Below are 23,679 nucleotides of genomic sequence, written 5' to 3'. Positions count from 1 at the left end.
TTGAGTTCGATGACCCCTTTTAGGTAGAATAAGGGATGGACACTTGAAGAAGCAGGGGGAGCATCGATGTACAAGAGGATTTTGCCAGCCTTGATTGTGGTCGCCTGTCTGTTCGGCGTTTATTTGTTGGCGACGGGATTGCCCGAACGACCGAAGGAAGAAGAGCTTGCGGAAGGACAGGAAATGCTGAAAATCTCCGCGACCAACTTTAGTTTCGATCAGACGGAATACCGCGTGAAAGCGGGTACCACGTACGTCCTCAGCTATTCGAACAAACTCGGCAACCACGGCGCGGAAATCGCCGATCTGAACATCAACCTGACGAAGGACAACCCGAGGGCGGAAGTGACGTTCGATACGCCGGGAGAATACGAAATGCATTGCTCGATCATGTGCGGGCAAGGTCACGGCGACATGGTAGCCAAGATCATTGTAGAGTAACGATGAAAAGGAGCCCGCAGGCTCCTTTTTTGAACGGATCGGAACGTTGCGAAAGCCCGCCTCATTTTTGCCGCGCGGCGCGGTCGCGCGCAATTACCCGGTCGCACAAGTACCCGATAACCGCCCAGCTGGCGACAGTCAGCGCGTAGATCGCGACCGCGCTGACCCGATGGATGTCGGTGAACAGCTCGACGAACCAGACCGGGACGCTGAGCATGAACAGGAAAATGTTGTGAGGGTCGTAGCCGGAGGCGTTGAACAGGACCAGCGCCAACCCGAACAGCGTGCACGCGAAGGTAACGTAGTATCGCATGAAGCGGTCTTCCTTTCTCGCTGCGGCATTTCTTCCGGCTTAGTATGCGTCTTGCGGCCCGCGCTCATTCGATCGGCGACCGGGCCGTTCAACATTCGAACATAAGGAGATGGCAAGACGATGATTACGCATATCGTTCTGTTCAAATTGAAGGACCGCAGCCCGGAGTCCGTGGCGAAAACGGCGCAGGTGCTGCGCGACATGGAAGGAAAAATCGACGAGCTGCTTTCGATCGAAGTCGGCATCGACGTGCTGCATTCGGAGCGTTCGTACGATATCGCGCTTACGACCAAGCACGCTTCGATGGAGGCGCTGCAGGCGTATCAGGTGCACCCCGTACATAAAAAAGTGATCGAGCACATGTCGGAGGTAAGGGAGTCCTCCGTCAGCGTCGATTACGAAAGCTGAAAGGAAGAAGCGCGGTGAATGCAACGGATTCCGGAGCCGGCGATCTTTATCAAATGATGACGTATTTGCTGGTGATCATCATCAGCGCGGTCGTGATGGTTATCTGGCTGAAACGAAAAAACAAACGAAAGCGCCGCGACAGCGACGGGGGTTGAACGAATGTATTACGTGAACCGCAAAGGAATCGAGAGCCGTCTCGCCTGCATTCCCGAGCTTGCCGAAGCCATTCGCGAGTTGAGCGGCTCGTGGTCCGGTTCGACTGTGCAGGGATTGGCGCAGGAGCGGGTTTTGCACCTGGCGCTGGAAATCGCCACCGACGTCGGCAACGCGCTGATCGACGGTTTCATGATGCGCGACGCCAGCAGCTACGAGGACATTATCGAAGTCATTGCCGGGGAAGGCGTCATTTCCGGAACGCTGGCCGAGTTTTTGCGTTCCCTGGTCGGCTTGCGCAAGCCGCTCGTCCAGGATTACGACAGCTGGCCGAGGCATAAGCTTCACCCGCTCGCCCGAGAGCTTCCGGAGCAGATGCTCGCTTTCGCGGAGGAGATCAAGACGTATTTGCGCCGCGAGCTCGACCCGTGGGAAAAGAGCGGGAGCTGATCCGAGGGGGCGGTTAGCCTCCCGACTGCAACAACTGCGGCCTGACGCCAAGGGAGTTGGTCATTTGGGCAAACCGGCCCCTATCGATTCAAGCCGTTTTCTTCTTCCGTTTATGTTTGGCCGATTGGCGGTTGATGAGCTCGCGACACGCAAGGATCGGCTTAAAACGACCAATACGTTCACGGTACTGCAGGAGCGCCCTGTGGAAGCCGACACCCCGATCCTGCGGGATGGATCAAGCAACACCTGAAGACGACGATTCGCCGCCATCTTGAATAAACCCACAGAACGAACCAGTCGGGGGCGGCAAAAGCGAAAACAGGCCAAAACCGTACCCCGGATTCAACCTGGCAGAGGCAAAAATGAACATGAGGTTGTGAAGATTTTAGACCCGTAACGAAACATCCGGATCAACCCTTTTTTTTGGCAACTTTTTCTTCGATTCTTCCCCTGTTGCTCGTTTTTCCACTCCACACCCAAGCACCATGAAAGATATTAGCACAAAGAAAATAATAATGACAAACGAAGCCGGTACTGGATTTCGCGTTAGGTTTCTTGCTGTGATGCGGGCAGTGTCCGCTCAGAAAACGGCGAAGCAGGGCATCATGCTGCAGCTTGCGAAAATGACAAATCCGCTGGCCTTGACGCCGCCGAAGCTTGTGGCATTTTGTAATGAGAATTCGGTTGCCTCAAAGAGTCGTACTTTCGAAATTCAAACTAAAATTTTTCGGATACCCCCTTTAGTTTGGTTATTGACGATGACGCTAATTCTCATATAGGTTGGGGGTGATGGAATTCCCTATACTCAAGCTGTCACAAACTTCAAACCCAAATAATGAGCGCGCTTACAAATGAGCGGGATAGTTCAACCTCGGGGGAGGGATCTCGATGATGAATGTGCTTTTGGTGGATGACGAGCCGTGGGTAATTGAGGGGCTTCGCACGATGGTGAATTGGAGGGATTTCGGTTTCCGGATATGCGGCGAGGCTTCGAGCGGCTCCGAAGCATTCAGTATGATTCAAGAGCTTAAACCGGAGCTGGTACTGACGGATATCCATATGCCGGCGATCAATGGATTGGAGCTGATTAAGCTGGCGAACCAGAAAATGGAATCTCCACCTAAGTTCGTCATATTGAGTGGTTACGATGATTTCGATTATGCGATTACCGCAATGCAGCAGCGGGTCACGGAGTATTTGCTCAAACCATTCGACGAAGAGGAAATTGAGACCGTCCTAGTGCGCTTGCGCACGAAAATCCAAGAGGAGCTTATAGCGGAGCAAAGCCGAAGCCGCATGCAATTTTTGTTTACCAACAATCTATTGATCAGCTTAATACAAGGCGAAGACAACGAGTCGCTTAAGCTACAGGCTGCCCAGGCCCTTCTTCTGCAAAAGGATTCAAAGCTGCGGTGCGTTTTGGTTGAAGGTTCCGGGACATCCTTTGCTCTGATCGGACGGGTGAAGAAATATTTCACGCAGAAACCCGATCGTATATTCGAGGACAGCGCGGGGAGGATCGGGTTGATTTTGCCTGATGATGAATTCCCCTATTGCCGGGTACAGGAGCTTTGCGTACAACTCCACAGGGAGCTTGAGGACCAGTCAAGCCAGCCGGTCATCGTGACGATCAGCGGCGTTCTTCAGGGGATCGGGTCGATTCGAGAACTGTACTTGCAGGCATTGGAGTTAAATAAATGCAAGCGCTGTCAGGGTAGAGACGGGGTGTATCATTATAGGGGTTTGCGGCAGGGCGGAAAATCGCATGATCACGGAAAGGAGAAATTCAAGGAACTTACGGAGATCGTCACGGCGTCCCGAATCAACATGATTGATGCTGCTGTTGAAGCCGCTCTGGACTCCATGTTGGAAGGCATGCTTGATTTGAAAGAAGCCATTGCCCATGTGGCCGACCTGGAATTAAGTCTTTGCAGGCGGATCGGAGAAATGAACGGGGATCCGGATACTTTGATGAGAAAGCTTCAGGGCGGGCATGGCAGCATCGACAGTTTCGGGAGCTATTCAGCTTTGAAATCATATGTCCTTGAACTTTGCTTGGAGGCGGCCGACATCCTGGCAAGGCTTGAGGCCAAGAACGAGAATAATACGATTTTCCATGTGATTCAATATGTGGACCGGGAATTCCGCAGCAAGCTTCAGTTGCAGGATCTGGCCAAAATGTTTCATATGAACTCCGCTTATTTGGGCCAGTTGTTTAAAAAAGAGACAGGCAAGTCGTTTAACGACTATTTGAACGAGAAAAGAATCGAGGAAGCAAAGCAATTGCTAAGACGCACCCAAATGAAAATTTCGGAGATTGCGCTTCAGGTCGGATATCCGAATGCGGACTATTTTATCATCAAATTCGAATGCCTAACAGGAGTGCTGCCTTCGGCGTACAAGCAGAATACCGCGAGGTAGCCGGCTGGCTGAACGGCGGGACGGTGCGAAAATCATGAAAAAACGTTACAGATTCCGATCATTCATTAACGATATACCGCTGAACTATAAATTCATACTCATCTATGTGATTGGCGTGCTGCTCCCTATCGCGGTTATCAACATCGCGTTCATGGACCGTATGACCGGCATCATCAAAGACCGGGAGGAACAAAATCTCGAAATCTCGCTGGAGCGGGCCAGAAAAGATATTCATGAGTTCATTGACGGCGGTGTAGCGGTCAGTCATGCGCTCAATACGGACAAGCTGCTGTATGAAACGCTGGACAGAACCTACGAAAGTCCGATCCAGTTTTACGAAACGTTCGACGAACAGCTGCGAAACCGGGTGACTAGTTATATCCCCGTCAACAATCAGATTCAGCGAATCAGCATTTTTACGGAGAATGAGACGATCATGCCCGGCGGGAATTATCAAGTGCTCGATGCCAATGCGAAGAATAGCGACTGGTACCGGCTGCGGGAACAATCGACGTCCCCTGTTATGGTAGCGGCCTACCGGGCGACTGAAGCAAATAACCGCACATCGACGGTCCCTTATCTGAGCGTTATCGAAAAAATGGACTACTTTGATATATATAGCAAGTATGATAAATTGCTCCGGATCGATATCGACTTAAACAAAATTTACGATGTCATCCTGCGCGAGCAGGACTATTTAAATCTCTATCTGGTCAATGAGCATAACCAAATCATTATGTCTGCGGACAGCGGGTACCAGCGGGACGTTACCGATGCTTATCCGGTGTTTCAACTTTCAGATCATGACAAGGACAAAGACGTGCATGTCGTTTCCATCGGAACGGCAAGTTACGTAAAGGGCTGGAAGCTGGTTGGCGTTACACAGGGAACCCGGTTATCCCAAGCCATGCGCGATATGCAGCTTTATGTGGGAATTATCGCAGCTGTTATTACACTGTTCTCGCTCATATTCATTTACATCATGCTCAGATCGTACAATTATCGGGTTAAACGATTGTCCAGACATATGCAGAAGGTTACCAACGAGAAGTTCGACCTGATCCGGATCGATGAAGGCCGAGATGAGATCGGCTGCTTGATCCAGAATTTCAATAGGATGACAGCCGAGATTAACTCTTTGATTAACAATGTGTACAAGCTCGAAATTCAGAAGAAAAACCTGGAGATGGAGCGGGTACGGGCGGAGCTGAACTTTTTGCAAAGTCAGATGAATCCGCATTTTCTGTTTAACACACTGAATGCCATATTGGTCGTCTGCACGAAAAACAATTATTCCGACGTGACGGATATCATCAAGAACCTGTCCAGACTGCTTCGCAGACTGCTTAGCTGGAAAGCGGACATCGTTACGCTTGAGGAAGAAATATTGTTCATCGAAATGTATCTAAAGATCGAGAAATTCAGATTCCGGGACAAGATTGAGTATGAGCTTGATATCGACCGTGAAGCGCTGCTTTATAAAATACCGAAGATGAGTATCCAACCATTGGTGGAAAATGCGTGCAAGCATGGCATTCAGGCTGTGGATGGGAAAGGCGTGGTCAAAATCAGCGCGACTGTATTAGACGGCAACCTCCGTATATCCGTGCAGGACAACGGCAAAGGCATGGCGCCGGAAAAGCTTCGCGAGGTTCTTATTTCCATACGCAACGAGAATACATCCGGCACCAGTATCGGAATCCGCAATGTATATAGCAGGTTTAAGCTTTATTACAACGACCTCGTTCGCTTTGATATTTACAGCAAGCCGGATCGGGGAACGACGGTGTTTTTCGAGATTCCTGTCCGTCTGCTGGATCATCAGGATTACGTCAAGGAGGGGAACAGAATTGAGATTTAAAGTTCTGTTGATCGATGACGAACCCGGAGCTTTAGAAGGCATGCAATTATGGATCAATTGGGAGGAGCTTGGATTTGACATATGCGGCACATGCGCCAACGGGGCGGAGGGGCTGAAATTGATGGCTTCCCTTGCGCCGGATTTAGTGGTTACCGATGTGCATATGCCGCTGATGGACGGCCTTGAAATGATCGGGGAGTGGCAGAAGAACGGCAACAAAACGATCAGCTTCGCCATCGTTAGCGGATATAGCGAGTTCGAATATGCGAGGAAAGCGATGCGTTACGGAATAGCGCACTATTTGTTGAAACCGATTGAGGCGGAAGAAGCCTCTAACATGCTGCGCTCGATTTATCGTGAATTGCTGCAGGAAGCGGAGAAGCAACAATGGAGCAGCATTGCTTCCCGGGAGGAGCAAGTTTCGCGGATCCGTCAGCTGCTAGGGCACATTCCGGCTCCGGATAGGGACGATCCGGACGGTCTGGAGTCTCTGTCCGCCAGCCGGGACGCATGGAACATCTGCCTTGTACAAACGGAGCCATCGAAGTACGCGGAATTGAGGGGAATCGCCAGTTCCCTGATCGAGCAGCAGAGTGCCATGTTTTTGGTTGATCTGGAAAAGAACCGCTTCGGCATCGTTTTCGGATATTCGCCGGATGACGGTCAGGAGGATTCCGTATTCCGGATGATTGCTGACTTGTCTGCCCAATTCGCTGGTCACCGGGTGTTTATGGCCGTGGGCTCACCGGAAAAATCGATCGTGCGTCTTGCCAGCTGCTATAGAACCGCGGAAGAGGCGATAAAGCATAAGTTCTATGACCCCGATTACGCCGGGGTCATTTCTTACGAATCGGTTGATAACAGAAAGCTAGTATTCCGCTACGCCTCAATACGGTTGGTGGACAGCGTGATGGAGGCGTTAAATCTTCTGAATGCCGCCGGTTATCAAGAAACGATCGCTGCGGAAGCGGAGAGGTTTCGTAACATGCCGCTCGCGCCTGAAACGGTTAAGAAGACGGTCATTCATTTGATGTACAAAATGAAAGAGTATATGGCAGAATCCGGTGAGCAGGCCTCGGATGAGCTGGCGAAATATGATTTATCCGCTTTGGCCGATTCGGTGATGAACCTGAACGGCTTTATGGATCTTCTGCTTAACTTCGGCCTCGAGTGCATCGATTTGCTGAGCCGGGAGCAGGCTCGTAAATCCCGGGGAATTATTCAGGAGATCAACGAGTACATCCGGGAACATTATCGGGAGGGACTGACGATCAAGAAATTGGCTGAGCGTTTTTATTTGCATCCGGTGTATCTGGGGCAATTGCTCATGAAGAAGAATGGTGTCGGATTTAACGAATGGGTGCATAATCTCCGGATTGAGGAGGCTTCCCGGCTGCTTCGGCAAAACAAGTATAAAAACAGCGAAATCGCGGAACGGGTGGGCTACGTGAATTATAGCCAATTCCTGAAACAGTTCGAAAAACGCTTGGGGATGTCCCCCAATGAATATAAAAACAGGATCTAAAGTTTTTAGGGGTAATGCTTTAATTGTGGCATAGTTCGCTTTAGGCAGCGCTTTTACAATAAAGATAAGTTAATGAAAGTGTTTTCAATCCCTAATTAACCATATTATTACGGAGGTGTTTTAAATGGGGGGCAAGAAAAAATCGGTATTCCGGTTCAGCATGCTGCTGCTGCTTTCGCTCGGCCTCGTCCTTTCGGCTTGCAGCGGCGGTAACATCAAGGAAGCCGCCAAGAACGGAAACAACGGACAGGCAACTGAAGAAAATACCACGAATGGGGTAGAACCGTTTGAGATTTCAGTGTTCATCGGTGAAGCCGGCCAACAGCCAACACCTGACAACAAGATTTACAAATTAATTAAAGAAGAGACAGGCGCATCCTTCAAATTCGAGTTCCTGGCAGGCGACATTGACCAAAAGCTTGGCGTTATGATTGCAGGCGGCGATTATCCGGATGTGATGACAGCAAATCAAAAGCTGACAGCTGCCGGTGCCTTTATTCCGCTCGAGGACTTGATTGAAGAACATGCTCCAAACTTGAAGAAGCATTATGAGAAGTACTGGAACATGATGAAAGACCCGAATGACGGTCATATTTACAATCTTCCAAATTATGGTGTAACGAATGCTGACGTTAGCTCGTCTTGGTATTCGGGCCCTGCCTTCTGGATTCAAAAGGACGTATTGGCAGAGGCAGGATATCCAGAGGTTAAAACCTTGGACCAATATTTTGACTTGATTAAACAATACAAGGAAAAGCATCCGACCATCGACGGTACTCCTACGATCGGCTTTGAAATTCTGAACTATGACTGGAGAAACTGGGGTCTGTTTAACGCTCCACAGCATTTGATCGGTCATCCGAACGACGGCGGTGTAGTCGTTAAAGACGGCAAGGCGGAAATTTTTGCCGACAAGGACTATGCAAAACGTTATTATCAAAAACTGAACGAAATGAATGCCCTGGGTATCATCGATAAAGAAGCGTTCACCCAAAACTATGACCAATATATGGCCAAAATTTCGAGCGGTGCGGTTCTGGGCATGTTTGACCAGCACTGGAACTTCCAAGACGCAGAGAACGCGCTGATCACGCAGAAGAAAGATAATCGAACATATGTCGGCCTTCCGCTTGTATTTGATGAAGGCATCAAGGATCATTACAAAGATCGTCCGGCTTTGAACCTCAATAACGGTTTCGGGATCACGGTCAACGCATCCGAAGAACAACAAGTTCGAATTATCAAGCTATTGGATACGTTGATTCAAGAAGATTGGCAAAAAATCTTGTCCTGGGGGATCGAAGGGGAAGATTATATTGTCGAAAATGGCCGCTTCATGAAAACGCAAGAGCAACGTGACGTGTTCACCGATGCAACCTGGAAACTGGCGAATAAAGCCGATGCCTTCTTTAAGCACGGTCCCAAAACGGAGGGTTTATTCTCGGACGGCAACGCCACGGACGCGGCTGCTCAACCTGAAGAAATGGCAGCTGCTTTGAGAGAGTATGACAAGAACTTCCTTGCCCAATACGGTTTCAACACTTATGTTGACTTCTTCAGTCCGGCTCCTGAGAACGATATTGCTTACCCGGCATGGTCTGTTGACCTGGTAGACGGATCGGAAGCGAAAATGGTGAATACGAAGCAAAATGAGTTGTCCACGAAGTACTTACCGAAAGCCATTCTAGCTAAACCGGAAGAATTCGACAGCGTCTGGGATGAGTACGTCAACGAAATCCGCAAGCTCAACATTAAGGCTTACGAAGATCGGATTAATGAAGTGCTGCAATGGAGAAAAGACACCTGGTCTGTTAAGTAAGACAGCGCAGATACATGAATCGGAATGGGGAAGGCCTTGCCTTCCTTTTCTGAAATATGGGGTTTTGGGGAGAACAAACTTATGGAAGAGACCTTAGTCAAAGACTCTGCCGTCCGAAAGCCTAAGAAAAACAAAAAAATCACCTGGGCTGTCCTCAAAGAACAGAGACAGTTGATCTATATGTCGGTGCCTCTGACGGCTTACATCATCTTGTTTGCCTACGTTCCTATTTGGGGATGGACGATGGCTTTCCAGGATTACAAGCCGGCTAGAAGCTTTAGCGAACAGAAGTGGGTAGGATTTAAGCATTTTGAATTTCTATTTAAGGACGATAATTTCCTGCAAGTGCTTCGCAATACGCTGGCAATGAGCGTTATCAATATGATTCTCGGCTTTGCGACTGCAATTATTCTGGCATTATTGCTGAATGAAATCAGGAAAGTATTTTGGAAAAGAACCGTACAGACGATTTCCTATCTTCCGCACTTTTTATCCTGGATTATCGTAACCGGAATTGTGGCGACGAGCTTGGCCTCGGACGGAATCATCAATGATATCCTTATGAAGCTGCATCTCATCGAGGAGCCGATCCAATGGCTCAGTGAAGGCAAATACTTCTGGGGAATCGTCGGAGCGTCGCATGTTTGGAAAGAAGTCGGCTGGAATACGATTATTTATTTGGCTGCGATGGCATCCATCGACCCGTCGCTTTACGAAGCTGCCGATATAGACGGGGCAAGCCGCTATCGGAAAATGTTCCATGTCACTTTGCCGGGCATTAAGCCGACGATTATTATTTTGATGATTATGCAGGTCGGTCACATTCTGGAGGCAGGCTTCGAGGTACAATACTTGCTGGGCAACGGTCTTGTTGTCGACTGGTCGCAAACGATTGACATTTTCGTACTGAAGTATGGGCTTGCCCAAGGTAATTACTCGTTAGCTACTGCTGCCGGTATATTTAAAACGGTCGTTAGCGTAACGCTGCTATTGATTGCAAACGGAATCTCTAAACGGCTAGGGGAAGAGAGGCTGCTGTAATGGCAAATCATACGACCCGCCCTGGGCCAGCAACTGCTGCCGCAGCGACTAAATCTGTTAGAAGAAATAAAATTGAGCCCATCCTTTTTAATACGTTCAATACCTTGTTTATGATGGGTCTTGTCGTTGTCACACTATATCCTTTCTTGAATACGATCGTCGTTTCCCTGAATGCGGGGAATGATACGATCCGAGGCGGAATCTATCTCTGGCCGAGGGAATTTACATGGCAGAATTACAAGGCCCTGTTCGCTTCGGGAACGATATATGACGCGTTCTGGATTTCCGTGGCTAGAACGGTGCTATCGACCCTGCTGAATCTGGGGCTCACCACGATGCTGGCATATACGCTGAGCCGTCGGGAGTATGTATTCCGCAAGCCGATTACCTTGATCTTTATTTTGACGATGTATTTTAACGCTGGTTTGATTCCTGGATACTTTCTGATGAAGGACTTGCACCTTCTTAACTCGTTCTGGGTATATGTGATTCCGTCGATGATCAGCGCATTTAATATGATCGTTATCCGGACGTATATCGGGACGATTTCGGAAAGCTTGGTCGAATCGGCAAGAATCGATGGAGCCGGAGATTTTAAAATCTTCATCCGGATCATCTTCCCGCTATGTAAACCGGTGCTGGCTACCATTGCGCTGTTCGTGGCCGTGGGGGCTTGGAACTCCTGGTTCGATGCATTTATCTATACCTCCTCCCGTCAAGAACTGAGTACTTTGCAGTATGAGCTGATGAAGCTGCTGTCATCCAGTATGAACGCGAACAGCAACCCGGCAGTGGCTGCCGGCGCCGGGATGACGCAGGACTCTGCGGTGAACATGGTAACGCCGATTTCGATTCGCGCTGCCGCAACGGTAGTGGCATCCGTTCCGATTCTGCTGGTTTATCCGTTCATGCAAAAGTACTTTGTTGTTGGTCTGAATGTTGGTAGTGTCAAGGAGTAAAACATTATCGGCAAGATGGAAATTTTGAGGACGGCTTCCATCCCTCTAGGGAGATGAAAATTGGCTCATAACTGCCTTCAAGAAATACTAATACGAGGAGGAAGAAATATGAATTTTTCAGTACCGGCAGAGTCCGCTCTTAAAGACATATTCGCGGACCACTTCCATATAGGTGCGGCGGTCAGTAGTAATACGATCATAACGCAGGAGAGTCTGCTTACTCATCACTTTAACAGCATTACAGCGGAAAACGAAATGAAATTCGCCAGCGTCCATCCGCAGGAAGATCTTTACACCTTCGAGGAAGCGGATCGGATTGTGGACTTCGCGCGCAAACACGGGATGGCTATCCGCGGACATACGCTGGTTTGGCATAACCAGACCACCGATTGGTTGTTCCGCGACAAGCAGAATCAGCTCGTGAGCAAGGCCGTGCTTTATGAACGAATCCGCTCGCATATACAAACGGTAGTAAGCAGATATAAGGGCGACATTTACGCTTGGGACGTTGTGAACGAGGTCATTGCCGATGACGGCGATCAGTTGCTGCGTGCCTCTAACTGGACGGAAATCGCCGGGGATGAATGTATCGCCAAAGCGTTTGAATACGCGCATGCTGCCGACCCGAATGCGCTCTTGTTCTACAACGACTACAACGAGTCCCACCCACGCAAACGGGATAAAATTTATACCTTGGTCAAGTCTCTTCTGGATCGGGGAGTTCCTATTCACGGTATTGGCCTGCAGGCACACTGGAACCTGTTCGAACCGACCTTGGATGACATCCGGGCAGCCATTGAAAAATACGCTTCGCTAGGATTGCAGCTTCAACTGACGGAACTGGATGTGTCGGTATTCCGCTTTGAAGATAAGCGGATCGATCTGACCGAACCTGAACCGGGAATGCTGGAACGGCAGGCTGAATTCTACGAAGCCGTGTTCAAGTTGCTTAAGGAATACGGCGATGTAATTAGCGCGGTGACGTTCTGGGGAGCCGCGGACGATCACACCTGGCTCAGCGATTTTCCGGTACGGGGGCGCAAAAACTGGCCGCTTTTGTTCGATGAACGGCACAGGCCGAAGCCGGCGTATTACCGTGTAGCTGCTCTTGGAAATCATCTTCGCGGTTTGAAAGCTGATGACAAACGGGCAATTCGTCCTGTGTGATAAAATGTTCGGAATTATTAAACCGCCCTTTTCACGTTTTCAGAGAGTCGTACTTTCGAAATTAGGTTGAGAAAACCTGGCGGACCCGAGGGTCCGCTTTTTCGTCGCAGCCCGGACTTTGCAAACTTTTTTGTTTCATAAATAAATTTACGCCCAGTCCCGCATCCGCTACAATAAGACTAGAGGTCCTATGGACGCGAGGCTCGCGGCCGCAATGCCGGAAGTCCCGGGCCCGGCGGAAGGAGACGGATGCGCATGCTGCAGCAGGAAGAAGGATCTACTCGTTACCGGCTGGTTCAGCTGTTGAAGACGAGAGGCGAATTAAGCATCGGCGAGCTTTCGAAAGAGCTGACGATAACCGAAGTGGCGGTCAGGCGCCATATTCATACGCTGGAGAGAGACGGACTGATCCGTTCGACGCTGGTCAGGCAGGCGATGGGCAGGCCTTCCAGCCGATATGCGCTGACCGAACGAGCGGATGACCTGTTTCCGAAAAATTATCCCCATCTGACGATCGAATTGCTGTCGGAGCTCGAGGAAGCGGCCGGCGCCGAAATGGTCGACCGGCTGTTTCTCGGCCGCAGAGACAAGCTGGCCGCCCGCTATGCGAAGCGGATGGAAGGCCGAAGCCTGGAGGAGAAGGTGGCGGAATTGTCCTCGATTCAGAACGCCGGCGGTTATATGACGGAATGGGAGCCCTCTGAGGAGGCGGGCTCGTTCCGCTTGTACGAGTACAATTGCCCGATCGCGCAAGTGGCGGGACGGTACCGTCAGGCATGCCAATGCGAAAAGTCGCTGTTTCGGCAGCTGCTGGGCGCGGAGGTGGAGCGCACGGAGTGTTTGGCCGACGGTGGCATCCGCTGCGCGTATGCGATCAAGCAGTCGTCGGCATCCCCCTGAGAAAAGCGGCCAAGCCGCTTTTTTTTGTTTTTGTCCGTTGTGTCAAGACGAGCCCATTCTTCTTATACTGTTGTTAGCCGCATAGGCATTTGTCTCGGTTGCGACCGGCGAGTGCCCATAACGGGAATGGGGAGGTGCGTCTTGCATGGCATGGGAATTGGCGGGGTATGCGGTAGCGCTCTTGTGTTTGACCGCCGCCGCGGCGATCGCGGTCGGGGCGGCGGTTTTGAGACGGTCGCTGAAGCGATGGAACGCGGCCGTGAGCCGGCTGGACCGGGAAGCGGAATCGGCGCTTCGGCAGTGGCGAAGGCTCGGACAGGAAACGACCGATACGGTCGTCAAGGGCCGCGAGCTTCTGGAAGGCTTCGAGTCGTTCGCGGAAGGGGGGCGAGCGCTCGGAGAAGCCGCCCGGGATGCCGCCCGGACGGCGGCGGATACGGCCCATTTATGGAGCAGACGGATCGCGTTGCATATGGCCGAATCGGCAGAAAGACAGAAGCGTCGGGTCGGGGAAGCGCTCGATTGGTCGGAGCTGCTGTGGACCCTGTGGCAGCATGCCCGCCGCCGCGGCGGGGACGCACCGAACTCTTCGCCCAGGCAGGGAGACTGATGCCGGCCAAAACAGGCGAGCGGGCTTTCCGGGCAAGGACAAACGTTGGATCGGGAGGCCGCTGCGCGAGGGAAGGGGAAAAACGAAAATGGCGAACAAGAAAAACGTCAAATCGTTCGTATGGGGAACGGTTGCCGGCGCCGTGACGGGGGCCGTTGCCGCTCTGCTGCTGGCGCCGAAGCCGGGCCGGGAGCTGCGCAAGGACATTGCCGACAAGGCTCAGGTAACGTTGGATAAAACCGTCGACCTGGGCCGGCAGGCCGGTGCGACCGCGCAGTCGATCGCGAAGAAAACGACGGGAATCGCTTCGAATCTTCGTTCGAAATTCGGCAAGAAGGAAGATGGGACGGAAATCGCTTCCGTCGCGGCTGTTTCTTCCGCCGATTCGGCCGACAGCTCCGATTCGGAAGAATCGGCCGCTCATTAACCCGGTCACCCGACCGGCTGCGCGAACCGCCCGCTCCCGCAGGGCGGTTTTCTTTTTTTCGGGTCTTGTCCCCATTTTTACGATCGGTTGGTACCTTTTGCGAAAACGCCTCATAATGTATCATGTTCGTTGATCAAACCAAGTGCAGAAAGCGGTGTTCACGTGCAGCAAGCGATCGCAGTCCTGGACTCCGGCGTGGGGGGACTGACTGTTGTCCGAGAAGTGATGCGTCAGTTGCCCAGAGAGAAGATATTGTATTTCGGCGACACCGCACGCGCTCCGTACGGCCCCCGCTCATCGGCGGAAATCAAACGCTTTACCCGCGAAATCGTCGAATATTTGCTCCAGTACGAGCCGAAAATGATCGTGATCGCTTGCAATACGGCGACGGCGGCCGCTCTGGAGGATATTCGCGGCATCGTCGACATCCCGGTTATCGGCGTCATCAAGCCCGGAGCCCGGGCGGCAATCGGACGCACGAAAACAGGGGTTATCGGCGTCATCGGAACCGAAGGCACGATCAATAGCGGAGCTTACGTGCATGCGCTCAAACAGCTCTCTCCGCGGATCGAAGTGGCGTGCAAGGCTTGTCCGAACTTTGTGCCGCTCGTCGAAAACGGCCACTACCGCTCGACGGACGCCTATGAAACGGTCGCGAACGATTTGTTCTCGCTGCGCGGTTTCCCGATGGATTGTCTTATTCTCGGCTGCACGCACTACCCGTTTCTTTCCGAAACGATTTCACAGGTTATGGGGCCCCGCGTAACGCTCATCAGCTCCGCCTACGAGACGGCGCGGGAAATCAGCACGATTCTCCAGGAAAAGAACATGCTCGCCAACAACGAAGAAATGCCGATTCACCAATTTTTTTGCAGCGGGGATCCGCGGAAATTCCAGCTGATCGCCCAAGATTGGCTGGGCGAGCAGATTCGGCTGACGCCGGTCGTCTGGCAGGTGCGAACGGTCGGAGCCTAAAGGCAGCGGGTCCGTTAACCGAAAGGTTGACGGGCCTTTTTTTACGCTTCGGAAGGACGGGTTTGGCTTGATCAAAACGGCATCGTTCGTCGTTAAGGACGAGCTGCCGTTTTTGCCCGGTTCATTCATAATGAACGTTCCGCCTACATATAACGGAAAGAATCCGGAGCGAAAGGTGATGAGCAGCATGAATACGATCGGTTATGTCGTACAGCACGGAGACACGCCAAAACGCATTGCCGCCCGGTTCGGCATCTCGCCCGCCTCCTGGGCGGCATTCAATCCGCAGTGGAACGGCGAGCCGCTCATTCCGGGAGAACTCGTGCAGGTGCCGGTGCGTCTGCCCAGGCGTTACGTCGTGCAACAAGGGGATACGTGGGAATCGATCGCCGAAAAGTCGCAAGCTTCCTTGCGTCGTCTCCGGGAAGTCAACGCCGAATCGCCGGGTCAGCCGGAAGCGGGGCAAATTGTCGAGCTTCCCGCGGCGGATACGGAAAGAATCGTCCGGCTGACGGCCGAATACGGCTCGCGGCAGCTGGATAAGGACCTGGATGCCCTCAAGCGCCGCTATCCGTTTGTTGCCGCTTCGGTTATCGGAAAGAGCGTCATGGGCAAGCCGATCCATTCGCTGCGAATCGGCGAGGGCGCTTTCCGGCTTCATGTAAACGGCGCGATGCACGCGAACGAGTGGATTACGGCATTGGCGCTCATGCGCTTCGCGGAGGAGTACGCGAGAGCCTGCAAGCGGAAAGGGACGATCGGAGGAAAACCGGCCGCAAGGCTGTATGACCGGTGCACGCTATGGATCGTGCCGATGGTGAATCCGGACGGAGTGGACCTCGTGCTGGACGGCATCGCGCCGGATCATCCCCGTTATGCGGAGCTGCTGCGCTGGAATAACGGCAGCGACCGTTTTCATCGTTGGAAAGCGAATATACGCGGCGTCGATTTGAACGATCAGTTTCCCGCGCACTGGGAAGAGGAGCGCTTCCGCCGCGGGGCAGACGACCCCGGTCCGAGGGATTACGGCGGCTCCGCTCCGCTGACCGAGCCCGAAGCGAAGGCGCTGGCCGATTTTGCCCGGGAGACCGATTTTCACGCGGCGATCGCGTTTCATACGCAGGGAGAAGAAATCTATTGGAATTATCGGGGGATGGAGCCTCGACATTCGCTCGCTTGGGCGCAGCGGCTCGGTAAAGCGTCGGGATACCGGCCGGTGCGGCTCGAAGGGAGCGACGCCGGCTTTAAGGACTGGTTTATTTCCGAATTCAAGCGCCCGGGCTTTACGGTGGAGGCGGGCTGGGGAAGAAATCCGCTTCCGTTGGAATCGCTGGCGGAATGGTATACGGAAATATTGGCGCTCTTGGCGGAAGCGATGGAGCTGTCCGATTGATCGAAAGGGCTTTTTCGGGGTACAATTTTGTTGTGCGGGCCTGATCGTCTCCTCGGCTTTGCCCGACGCGGGCTCCGCTCCTTCTTCCGGGGAGGCGGGGCCCGGGCCGAAACGATGCGAGAGGGGGAGGGAAAATGCCCCGGAAATCCGCCCAGTCTTGGATGAGATTGTGGACGCGCTTGCCTGCCAGGGTATGGAGGGTTTTGCGAGCGCCCGAAGTATCGATTGCGGAGAAGCTGCTTTTTGCCGTGCCCGTTTTGCTGTATTGGGTGCTGCCGGACGTTATGCCGTTCGTGCCGATCGACGATATTGCCGTAACGGTCGCGTTGGCCGGCTGGTTTGCCGGCCGGGCGGAGAGGAAATACGGCTTGGCCGATTCCGCGGGAGCGAAGAGAATCAAGGAAAGCCGCTAGAGCGGTTGCGCAGTCGTCCCCGTTTCATTACAATAGAACAAGACCTTCATATCGGGACGGGAGCGATAAACGATGAAATGCAAAATTACGCGAAACGCGGCAAAGGTGCTGCAGCGCGAACTGGATAAGCCGGAGAACGAAGGATTGAAGCTGCGGGTGTTCGTTACGCACAGTCACGGGGATCATGCTCACTATGGCATGGATCTGGGCAAAGCGCAGCCGGGGGAAGAAGCGGTATCGACGGATAAAGGCATCGACGTAATGTTGAAGACCGGCGAAGAATTTCTGGACGGGATCGTCATCGACTATCTGTACTTCCCGCAAGAAGGCTTCGTCATTACGAATCCGTCAAAGGGCAACCATGGCGACCACTGAAATGACTTCCCGCAAGCTGAACGACATTCGCATTTGCGACAAATGCCGCCACATGCGGATGAAGACGGCGCTGTCCAAGCTGCAAAAGCTCGACCCCGACGCCGAAATCAAAGTCGGCTGCAAATCGTACTGCGGTCCGTGCGCGAAGAGGGCATTCGTCTTCATCAACGGCCGCTACGTCACCGCGCCGACCGAAGACGAAGCGATCGACAAAGCGCGGTCTTATTTGAAATAATCCCCGGCCCGGCTCGAAAGCCGATCTTGCGGGACGTCGCCTGAGCGACGCTCGCGAGATCGGCTTTTTCGGTCGGGAAGGTAGCCATGAGCTCTTCGCCGCTGTATCAAAGTCCCGATGCTTGCGAGGAAGCAAACCAAATCGATTGGTCATGGCGACCTCGCCCCCTTCGCCTGCGCGCCGTCGATTCAGTCGAGTCGTGGCGGCTCATCTTGACCCGCCTAATGCATACCCCCTCACGCATTTGAGTAAAAATGACTCATCTTGCCGCTTTAGCCCGCCCGCTGTCGATTCAGCTGAGTCGTGACGACTCATCATCTTGACCCGTTATATGCAAATCACCGGTTAGCGGTCAAGAAGGGGACTGGACGGACTACATGGCGGCACCATGCGGGGCGGACGGTCAAGAAGGGGACTGGACGGACTACATGGCGGCTCCCAGGCGGGGTGGACGGTCAAGAAGGGGACTGGACGGACTACATGGCGGCTCCCAGGCGGGGTGGACGGTCAAGAAGGGGACTGGACGGACTACATGGCGGCTACCAGGCGGGGTGGACGGTCAAGAAGGGGACTGAACGGACTACACGGCGGTATGCGGCGAGGGGAATGGCAGTCACCATGCAAAAAGGCGGCGCGGGGGCTCCATGTCCCCGCGCCGCCTTTGCGGCGATTGAAACTTATTCGCCGATCGAGAGCTGCGTCGTGCCGTCCTCAAGCTCGGTCAGCTCGGCCTCGTACCCGAGCTGCTCGGCGACGAAGCCGAGCGGCACGAGCGCCGTTCCGCCGACGAGCTGCGGCGCGTAATCGAGCGTCGCCGTCCGGCCGGACGATGTCGCTTCCGTGCTGCCCATCGTCAGCTTCAGCTCGGCGTCGCCGCGGGTCAGCACGACGGTTTTCGTCGCCTGATCCCAGGTCAGCTCGGCGCCGAGCTCGGCCGCGAGCTGCTTGACGGGCACGCGCAAATCCTTGCCGTCTTCCTGCAGCGCCCGGCCGGTAAAGACGTGCTTCTCGCCGTTCAACAGCGTCGAGAAATTAACGACGTCATGCTCCGAGTTCAAGACGGCGTCCTCGGCTTCGAACACGAGCTTGTCGTTCAACGCGTCCACGTTGCCGTCCGTTACGCGGTAGGCCGGATCGTCCTTGGCGATCGCTTCCGCGATCCATTTGTTGACGTCCATATGATGGTGCGACAAGTCCTTGTACAGATCCAGGTCGTACGTCCAATCCGCCGTTTGGAAATCGTACAGCTTGACGTTCGGATATTGCGCGAATTGCTCGTACATCCATTTGCGCATTTCGATCTGGTACTGGAACCGCGTCGGATTCGTGTTGTACCAGGCGACCTGGCGAAGCACGCTGTAAGGCGGATAGTAGAAATAAAATTCGACGTCCGGATGCTCCTTGATCAGCGACAAAATATTGCGCTCGAAGTTCGCCTTCAGCACGTCCGGCGTTTCCTCGACGAGACCGAAAAATCCTTCTTCCGCATTTGCCTTCTCGTACGCTTTCGCCACCCGTTCCTTGCCGAACGTGACCATCCAGTTCCAGTTGCTCAAGTAATCAAGGTTTTGCTTGGGCGTCCCCTTCAATTGAAGCGCGACGCTTTTGAAAAATTGTTCGTACGCCGTATAGTTGAACCAATACGGATAATCGTTCCACCACTTGTTATCGTACATATACTCGGGAATTTCATACGTGCTGTCGGCCGACTTGCTTTTAAGCGAGAAGTAATCGAGGCCCCACAGCACTTTTTTCACCTTGCCCGTGCCCAGCGCAAGATTGGCGACGAGATGATGCTCCTCCGAAATGGAGCCTTCCATCGACAGCTTCATGGCGGTTCCGCCCAGCAGTTCGCCGACTTCGGAAGGAACGAAGTTTTGCGTCATCGACGTGCCGATAATGATCGTGTCGTAATCGAAGTTTTTGGCCAGCCCGGGATTTTGGTACCGTTCTTCCGTCGAAAACCGGGCATTGTACCAGGTTGCCTTATGATAAAACTGCAGCGGGTCGATAAACGCGGTAAGCAGGGCGACCGCCGCGGCCACGACAACGGCCAGCATGGCGAACGTAAGGCAAAACCGTCGGGCGCGGACCCGCTTGGGGACGCTTCGATTGCCGTGCAGGGCGGATGAGGCATTGGAAGTCATCGAAGTGGTCACGCCTTTCTTAGAAATTAAAATAGAGGAACTCGCTGATGCGGTTCAAATACAGCAGCGAAACGATGAACAGCACCGCCATGGCGAGCGCGACCTTGACGCTCGGCTTGAAGCTCTCCGCCCGTTCCGAGGAGTTTTTGGCGAAAAAGACGATCGGCAAAAAGACGACGAACAGCAAAATCGGGAAAGCGAAGCTTGTCAGCTGGTCGAGGCCCAGACCGTTCAAGCCGACCATGCCTTTCAAAATCCGCCACGCCTGGTCCATGTCCTCCGCCCGGAAAAAAACCCAGGTGAAGTTAATGAACAGGAACGTAACGGCAATCGCCAGCCATTTGGGCAGCGGATGTCCCCGGCGCGTCCAGATCCGCTGCAGCGCTTGTCCGACGCCGTGCAGGAGGCCCCACAAAATAAAGGTCCAGCCCGCCCCGTGCCAGAAGCCTCCGATCAGGAAGACGATGATCAGGTTGACGTTGGCACGCGCGAAGCCTTTGCGGTTGCCGCCGAGCGGAATGTAGATGTAATCGCGGAGCCAGCGGCTCAGCGTCATATGCCAGCGTCTCCAGAAGTCGGTGATGGAAACCGCTTTATAAGGCGAGTTGAAGTTTTGCGGCAAAATAATGTTGAAAAACAGCGCAATCCCGATCGCCATATCCGTGTAGCCGCTGAAATCGAAATAAAGCTGCAGCGTGTAGGAAAGCGAGGCGACCCAGGAATCGGTAAATTCCGAAGCCGACTTGAAGCCGTCGTTCGCATAAATGGCGAACGTGTCGGCAATGACGACTTTTTTAAACAAGCCGATGCAAAAAATAAACAGGCCCTTCGCCGCGTTCGACCAGTTCCACACTTTGTTGCGCAGCCGGTCGAACTGGGGCATCATTTCGCCATGGTGAAGAATGGGCCCGGCGATGAGATGAGGGAAAAACGTAACGAACAGCACGTAGCTGACGAAGTTCGTTTCGCGTACTTTGCCGCGGTAGGCGTCGACGAGAAACGCAATTTGCGTGAACGTAAAAAAGCTGATGCCGAGCGGCAGGATAATTTGCAGCAGCGTGTACGATTGACCCGTCAGTTCGCCCAGATTTTCCAGGAAAAAGTTCGCGTACTTGTAGTAGCCCAGCAAAGCCAGATTGGCGACGATGCCGAAGGTTAAAATCGCCTTCCGTTTGCCGAGCGACGAGCCGGAGGCCGCGACGATCCAGCGCCCGGTCAAATAGTTGAACAAAATGGAGGCCAAAATCAGCGGGACGTATTCGATGTCCCAGTACCCGTAAAAAAACAAGGACGCGAGAGCGAGCCAAGCCTTCGCCGCCTTCGTCCATCGGAAGCGGATGAACAGAAAGTAGACGATGGCCGTTACCGGCCAAAACACGAACATAAATTGATAGGTATTAAAAAGCATGTCTTCCCTCTTTCTCTCGGCAAACCGCCTTTTGTCGAGTTCTGCCGGAAGTTGCAGAACTGCCCTCATTAATGGTAAACAAAACTCGAAAGGACGTCCATGCTTATTTTCTTAACTTTACCTGAAGTTTTCAAATCAGCCTTCGGATCCGCCTTCAGACGCTTCTTCAGCCTTCCCGTTCTCTCGCAGCGTCTCCACCAAATCGTGCTCGATCACGAGATCGGACACCTTCAGCTCGAGCTTGGCCGCTTCGGCGCCCGCGAGGCATGCCGACATGTCGGTCCGCTCGCCGCTGTCCGTTTGGTAGCACAATCCGTTTTCCATGATGCCGTCGTTCGAGGGCACGTAATAAAAGTTGCCTTGCGCAAAGGCCCCGTCGCGGAAAACGACCGGCTTCCCGGCCTCGGAGATCATGCTGACGCCCATCAGCTTGAGGTCGGAGACGGGAATTCCGAGCAGGTGCAGGAGCGTCGGGGCCGTGTCGATCTGGCCGACCGGCTTTTCGTTTACGCCCGCGTGCGCGTCATGCGGAAAATGAATGAAAAACGGAACTTTGCGCTGGAGGGCGTCTTTTTCGAGGTCGCCGACTTCCCGCCCGAAAAACCGCGCGAACGTTTCCGTATCGTTCAGCGAGCTTTCGTGGTCGCCGTAAAAGACAAGTATGGTTTCATCCCACAAGCCTTCCGTTTTCAGCCGTTCCACCAGCTCGCCCATCGCCTCGTCGACGTAGTGGGCGGCTTCGAGGTAGTCCCCGAACGTCGTTCCGGCGAACGGCCCCGCATCGAAATCGACCGACGACGACGGCAGGTTGTAGGGGTGATGGCTGGAAATCATGATCGTCATCGCATAAAACGGGGAGCTGGCGCGCTGCTTGATCTGGTCGATCGTCTGCCGGAAAAAGGATTTATCCCCGATCGACCAGCCGATCGGCTCGTCGTTCGCATAATCCTGAAGACTGTAAAATTCGTCATACTCCATGTTGCGGTACATGTTGTTCCGGTTCCAGAAGCTTCCGTCGTACGCATGGTGCACGGTCGCGTCATAGCCTTCCTCGTGCAAAATCGAAGGGAGGCAATCGAAAGCGTGATTCGCAAACCGAACGAACACGGAACCCGTCGACGCCGGATGCAGGGAGCAATTCGTCAGAAAATCCGCGTCGGAGGTGTTTCCTTGTCCGGTCTGATGGTAAAAGTTCGGAAAGTAAAGGCTGTCGCCGATCAGCTTGTTCAAATTCGGCGTTACTTCTTCCCCGTTCACGGATTGGCCAAGCACGAACGTCTGAAACGCCTCGGCCTGGACGATCAGGATGTTTTTGCCCTTGTAGGCGCCGAACAGCGGGTCGGTTTCGACCGCTTTTTGCAATTCCGCGCGGTTTTCGAACCAGTCTTCCGCTTCCGCGATTTCGGCTTCGCTCGGCCCGCTGCCGAACCAGTTTTCGTTCGCGTACCTGTACACGTCGTAGCCGTGAAAGCCGAACAGCCCCGTCACGTTGTAGATCGGCACGTTCCACCAATTGCCGACGAACAGTCCGCTGGCCCAGCCGTTCTTTTGCGTATTGACCGGGACGGCGATCATATAGATGCCGGCGACAAGCAGGGCGACTCCGAGCGCGAAGCGAAGCAAAGCGCTGCGCATCGTCCTGCGTCTCGGCACGCGGCCGAGTCGCTCCAGCCGGGACGGGCGCAGCCGCCAGCAGGTGAACACGGCCAGCGCGACCGCCACCGGGATGTCGGCAAGCAAAATCCAGTCGCCCGGCTTGAGCAAGCTTCCGATACTGTCCTCGAGCGCGCTCACCTGGCCGGCCTGAAGCAGCACCGGAACGGAAATGAAGTCTTTAAAGTAGCGAAAATAGACGAGATCGGCCAGCATGACGACCGAAAAGACGAGGTCGAGGAGAGCGAGCGCGACGGCCCGGCTGCGGCGCCCGAGCCAGACGGTCCAGAACGTCGCCAGCACCATCGCGCCAAGGTTGACCGTCCACTTCCAGTGGTTCATGCCGCCGACGTCGAGCTGCCCGTCCAGCCAATTCAGCTTATACAGCATCGAAGCGATAAGCAGCATCGCTCCCCAATACGGCCAAAGACGGAGCCCGTACAGCGAAAGCCGGATACCGCTTCGAGCCGCGGTTTGCAGTTGAGACATCAATGGGATCGCTTCCTTTCCTTATGAAACAATCGCGTCGTTTTGTCATCGGAATGTAATCGTTCTGTAAACTTTATGCCAAAGTTCAGTATATCG

24 protein-coding genes are annotated in these 23,679 nt (G+C 53.4%); 20 read left to right on the top strand and 4 right to left on the bottom strand.

Annotated elements, in window-relative coordinates:
- Positions 1 to 66 precede the first annotated feature (66 nt).
- The gene (locus tag B7E11_RS27915; RefSeq protein ID WP_080840697.1) at positions 67 to 441 is read left to right on the top strand and encodes a cupredoxin domain-containing protein; all 375 of its coding nucleotides are present in this window, start codon (positions 67 to 69) and stop codon (positions 439 to 441) included.
- A gap of 61 nt (positions 442 to 502) precedes the next feature.
- Here the strand turns inward: B7E11_RS27915 and B7E11_RS27910 are convergent, their stop codons facing one another.
- Positions 503 to 754: a hypothetical protein gene (locus tag B7E11_RS27910; protein ID WP_080840696.1), complete on the bottom strand. Its 252-nt coding sequence runs from the start codon at positions 752 to 754 to the stop codon at positions 503 to 505.
- A 120-nt stretch (positions 755 to 874) separates the two neighbouring features.
- On the opposite strand from B7E11_RS27910, the gene B7E11_RS27905 reads away from it, so the two are divergent.
- From B7E11_RS27905 to B7E11_RS27820, 19 genes are all read left to right on the top strand, one after another.
- The gene (locus B7E11_RS27905) at positions 875 to 1,162 is read left to right on the top strand and encodes a Dabb family protein (RefSeq protein WP_080840695.1); all 288 of its coding nucleotides are present in this window, start codon (positions 875 to 877) and stop codon (positions 1,160 to 1,162) included.
- Positions 1,163 to 1,176: 14 nt separating this feature from the next.
- The gene (locus tag B7E11_RS29895; protein WP_176220750.1) at positions 1,177 to 1,317 is read left to right on the top strand and encodes a hypothetical protein; all 141 of its coding nucleotides are present in this window, start codon (positions 1,177 to 1,179) and stop codon (positions 1,315 to 1,317) included.
- A 4-nt stretch (positions 1,318 to 1,321) separates the two neighbouring features.
- Positions 1,322 to 1,765: a DUF86 domain-containing protein gene (locus B7E11_RS27900; protein ID WP_080840694.1), complete on the top strand. Its 444-nt coding sequence runs from the start codon at positions 1,322 to 1,324 to the stop codon at positions 1,763 to 1,765.
- 64 nt (positions 1,766 to 1,829) lie between these two features.
- Positions 1,830 to 2,015, top strand: a complete 186-nt coding sequence (locus tag B7E11_RS27895; protein WP_080840693.1) for a hypothetical protein — start codon at positions 1,830 to 1,832, stop codon at positions 2,013 to 2,015.
- 638 nt (positions 2,016 to 2,653) lie between these two features.
- Complete coding sequence (locus B7E11_RS27885; protein ID WP_080840691.1) at positions 2,654 to 4,186, top strand: response regulator transcription factor; 1,533 nt, start codon at positions 2,654 to 2,656, stop codon at positions 4,184 to 4,186.
- Between the two features lie 34 nt (positions 4,187 to 4,220).
- Positions 4,221 to 6,047, top strand: coding sequence for a sensor histidine kinase (locus B7E11_RS27880; protein ID WP_080840690.1), 1,827 nt, complete (start codon positions 4,221 to 4,223; stop codon positions 6,045 to 6,047).
- Positions 6,037 to 7,572, top strand: coding sequence for a response regulator (locus B7E11_RS27875; protein WP_080840689.1), 1,536 nt, complete (start codon positions 6,037 to 6,039; stop codon positions 7,570 to 7,572). Before B7E11_RS27880 ends, B7E11_RS27875 begins: the two co-directional genes overlap by 11 nt.
- 124 nt (positions 7,573 to 7,696) lie before the next feature.
- Positions 7,697 to 9,391 carry a type 2 periplasmic-binding domain-containing protein gene (locus B7E11_RS27870; protein WP_080840688.1) on the top strand — a complete coding sequence of 565 codons (1,695 nt, stop codon included), beginning with the start codon at positions 7,697 to 7,699 and terminating at the stop codon, positions 9,389 to 9,391.
- Between the two features lie 81 nt (positions 9,392 to 9,472).
- A complete protein-coding gene (locus tag B7E11_RS27865; protein ID WP_080840687.1) occupies positions 9,473 to 10,432 on the top strand; it encodes an ABC transporter permease in 960 nt (319 codons plus the stop codon).
- A complete protein-coding gene (locus B7E11_RS27860; protein ID WP_080840686.1) occupies positions 10,432 to 11,391 on the top strand; it encodes a carbohydrate ABC transporter permease in 960 nt (319 codons plus the stop codon). Before B7E11_RS27865 ends, B7E11_RS27860 begins: the two co-directional genes overlap by 1 nt.
- A 108-nt stretch (positions 11,392 to 11,499) precedes the next feature.
- On the top strand, positions 11,500 to 12,558 hold the full coding sequence (locus tag B7E11_RS27855; protein WP_080840685.1) for an endo-1,4-beta-xylanase: 1,059 nt from the start codon (positions 11,500 to 11,502) through the stop codon (positions 12,556 to 12,558).
- 255 nt (positions 12,559 to 12,813) lie between these two features.
- The gene (locus B7E11_RS27850; protein ID WP_080840684.1) at positions 12,814 to 13,458 is read left to right on the top strand and encodes a helix-turn-helix transcriptional regulator; all 645 of its coding nucleotides are present in this window, start codon (positions 12,814 to 12,816) and stop codon (positions 13,456 to 13,458) included.
- 145 nt (positions 13,459 to 13,603) lie between these two features.
- Complete coding sequence (locus B7E11_RS29265; protein ID WP_139787337.1) at positions 13,604 to 14,068, top strand: hypothetical protein; 465 nt, start codon at positions 13,604 to 13,606, stop codon at positions 14,066 to 14,068.
- 88 nt (positions 14,069 to 14,156) lie between these two features.
- Entirely contained in the window at positions 14,157 to 14,495 is a 339-nt protein-coding gene (locus B7E11_RS29260; protein ID WP_139787336.1) for a YtxH domain-containing protein, read from the top strand.
- Between the two features lie 162 nt (positions 14,496 to 14,657).
- Positions 14,658 to 15,470 carry a glutamate racemase gene (racE, locus tag B7E11_RS27840; protein ID WP_080840682.1) on the top strand — a complete coding sequence of 271 codons (813 nt, stop codon included), beginning with the start codon at positions 14,658 to 14,660 and terminating at the stop codon, positions 15,468 to 15,470.
- A gap of 178 nt (positions 15,471 to 15,648) precedes the next feature.
- Positions 15,649 to 16,863 (top strand): M14 family zinc carboxypeptidase, encoded by a 1,215-nt coding sequence (locus B7E11_RS27835; RefSeq protein ID WP_342744490.1) that lies wholly within the window; start codon positions 15,649 to 15,651, stop codon positions 16,861 to 16,863.
- 161 nt (positions 16,864 to 17,024) lie between these two features.
- Entirely contained in the window at positions 17,025 to 17,276 is a 252-nt protein-coding gene (locus tag B7E11_RS27830) for a hypothetical protein (protein ID WP_139787381.1), read from the top strand.
- A 72-nt stretch (positions 17,277 to 17,348) separates the two neighbouring features.
- On the top strand, positions 17,349 to 17,651 hold the full coding sequence (locus B7E11_RS27825) for a heme biosynthesis protein HemY (protein WP_080840680.1): 303 nt from the start codon (positions 17,349 to 17,351) through the stop codon (positions 17,649 to 17,651).
- Position 17,652: 1 nt separating this feature from the next.
- A complete protein-coding gene (locus B7E11_RS27820; protein WP_080840679.1) occupies positions 17,653 to 17,886 on the top strand; it encodes a YuzB family protein in 234 nt (77 codons plus the stop codon).
- Positions 17,887 to 18,563: 677 nt separating this feature from the next.
- Here the strand turns inward: B7E11_RS27820 and B7E11_RS27815 are convergent.
- The 3 genes from B7E11_RS27815 to B7E11_RS27805 form a co-directional block, all read right to left on the bottom strand.
- On the bottom strand, positions 18,564 to 20,033 hold the full coding sequence (locus B7E11_RS27815) for a copper amine oxidase N-terminal domain-containing protein (protein ID WP_080840678.1): 1,470 nt from the start codon (positions 20,031 to 20,033) through the stop codon (positions 18,564 to 18,566).
- Between the two features lie 19 nt (positions 20,034 to 20,052).
- A complete protein-coding gene (locus tag B7E11_RS27810; protein WP_080840677.1) occupies positions 20,053 to 21,441 on the bottom strand; it encodes an MBOAT family O-acyltransferase in 1,389 nt (462 codons plus the stop codon).
- A 135-nt stretch (positions 21,442 to 21,576) separates the two neighbouring features.
- Positions 21,577 to 23,583 (bottom strand): LTA synthase family protein, encoded by a 2,007-nt coding sequence (locus B7E11_RS27805; RefSeq protein ID WP_080840676.1) that lies wholly within the window; start codon positions 23,581 to 23,583, stop codon positions 21,577 to 21,579.
- Between the last annotated feature and the right edge of the window lie 96 nt (positions 23,584 to 23,679).

This window comes from Cohnella massiliensis (genome assembly GCF_900169535.1).
Taxonomy (GTDB): Bacteria; Bacillota; Bacilli; order Paenibacillales; family Paenibacillaceae; genus Cohnella; species Cohnella algarum.
The sequence above is the reverse complement of the archived record's forward strand: the minus strand, read 5'-3'. Positions and strand labels throughout refer to the sequence as shown.